1 protein-coding gene is annotated in these 341 nt (G+C 61.6%); it reads right to left on the reverse strand.

The window, feature by feature from the left end; genetic code table 11:
• Nucleotides 1–240 (reverse strand): hypothetical protein (locus E1182_RS31840; protein ID WP_207921593.1); only part of this gene is annotated, 240 nt, incomplete at its 3' end.
• Between the last annotated feature and the right edge of the window lie 101 nt (nt 241–341).

A 341-nucleotide genomic window follows, 5' to 3' on the forward strand; every position in this document is an offset into this window, starting at 1 on the left:
ACCGGCACGCCCGGCAACAGGGTCGGTAGACCGCTGAGAGGCACGCAGAGCCCGCTTGCGACACGCATCGTTGTGGAACCGCTTCGGAAGCCCACCGGAGTGCGTACGGGCTTCCAGGGGCGATCCGTCCTTGGTCGTCTCCTGCTTGTCCCGCGTGCCGAACTCAATCCGGGGCTCCGCGCCCAGGAAGGCAACCGCCTGGAAAGTCGCGGCCTGGTCCACGATGAACGTCTGCGGCATGGTCTGTTCCTCCCAAGGTCTATGCTCTAGCCTTTAGAGCATCGAGTGAAGTCGACTCTAGTCATTAGAGACGAGACCGTCAAGGGAGTAAATCTGATGTC

This window comes from Micromonospora sp. KC721 (assembly GCF_004348355.1).
Lineage (GTDB): Bacteria > Actinomycetota > Actinomycetes > Mycobacteriales > Micromonosporaceae > Micromonospora.